This window comes from Desulfovibrio sp. OH1186_COT-070 (genome assembly GCF_003860215.1).
In the GTDB taxonomy this organism is placed as follows: Bacteria; Desulfobacterota; Desulfovibrionia; order Desulfovibrionales; family Desulfovibrionaceae; genus Desulfovibrio.
In genome coordinates this window covers 1-1,312 of the sequence record NZ_RQYH01000086.1, presented here as the reverse complement: position 1 = coordinate 1,312, position 1,312 = coordinate 1, and the positions used below count along the sequence as shown (strand labels likewise).

The following is a 1,312-nucleotide window of genomic DNA, read 5'->3' as shown; positions in this document are numbered from 1 at the left end:
CACATACACTATAGCATACATAAATAATCACGTCGATAAAAGTCGAATTAAAAGTTTTAAAGCCTTTTAACATTGTTCAATCTTAAACAATACAAAGTTACTAAAAAGTAAAGCTTTAGTTTTGATTGTTTAGTTAAATGAAAAATAATTAAATAACTCTTTCTACTACTAAGTAAGATAGGAGGTGTCGAGAGAGATATTAAAGATTAACTTTTGGTATATTATCTATTATGTATCTTTATTATTTTCTAAAAAAGGTCTCCAGTAAGCTAACAAAACTTACTAAAAACCTAATAGGAGACATTTTAATGAAAACGGTGTTAATTCAATATAGCTATACTATATCACAGATGCACAATTATGCCGAGAAGAATCATTATACTGTTTAGAATTTTTAATTAAACCAATACAGTGAATACTAATATAACTTAGAGCTGAAAACTATAAAATCTTAGAATATAACATTAGCAAGTTAAGTAAAACATTTATTGAAATTAAAATTAATAATCTTAGATATTTATTTGCATAAGAAGAAATCTGATAATAACTAACGCTTTATTTCCTCAAAAAAGCCTTTAGCAAGCTATTAAAGATTACTAAAGACTCTTAGAAAAGGAAATTGTTGTGAAAAAATCTATATATCGTTTAGCTATTTAGTATTTCTCCACTACAATATAAATACATTAATATTTCAAATAATGAGTTTTCAAAAAAGATCCAAGTCATTTATTTTGGACCTTTTTATTCTTTCCAATCTTCTTCTAATAATCTTTTAAATTCTTCTCTTTTTTTTTCAAACTTAGCTCTTTCTTCTTCTGACATTTCTTCATTTTCATTTCTATTTGTTCTATTATTTAACCATTCAGGTGTTTTCTCCTTAGAAAATTGAACAATACTGTTTTTTTTATTACTTATTTTAAAATTTTTTGCTTGTTCTAAAGTTGTAATATTAGCGTTTTTCCAGTTACTTAAAACTTTCAAAAGAAATTGTTTTGGTCTAGATCCATTAATAGATGTATACTCGATAGCATAATTAATAAACTTAGCATCAAAGCATGAGGATAACTTTAATATTTCATTTTTATATGCAGGAGTAATATTAATACCTAACTCAACTCTAATTTTATTTATTATATTATTGTGATAATTACCACTACGACTATTTTCAGTAGTAGTAGTATATTCAGTATCATTTGCGTGTGATTTTAACACGTCTTGACATGTGATTTTAACATTTCCTTGTCCCGTAAGGCTTTAGCTGTTCTTTCTTCTTCTGAAGTTGTGTAAATATCGCTTTCTATAACTTCAGGTT

General features: G+C 25.4%; 1 protein-coding gene. It reads right to left on the bottom strand.

Annotated features, from left to right (window positions below; genetic code table 11):
- Positions 1-741: 741 nt before the first annotated feature.
- Positions 742-1,212, bottom strand: coding sequence for a DnaD domain protein (locus EII23_RS11900; RefSeq protein ID WP_185702398.1), 471 nt, complete (start codon positions 1,210-1,212; stop codon positions 742-744).
- Positions 1,213-1,312 lie beyond the last annotated feature (100 nt).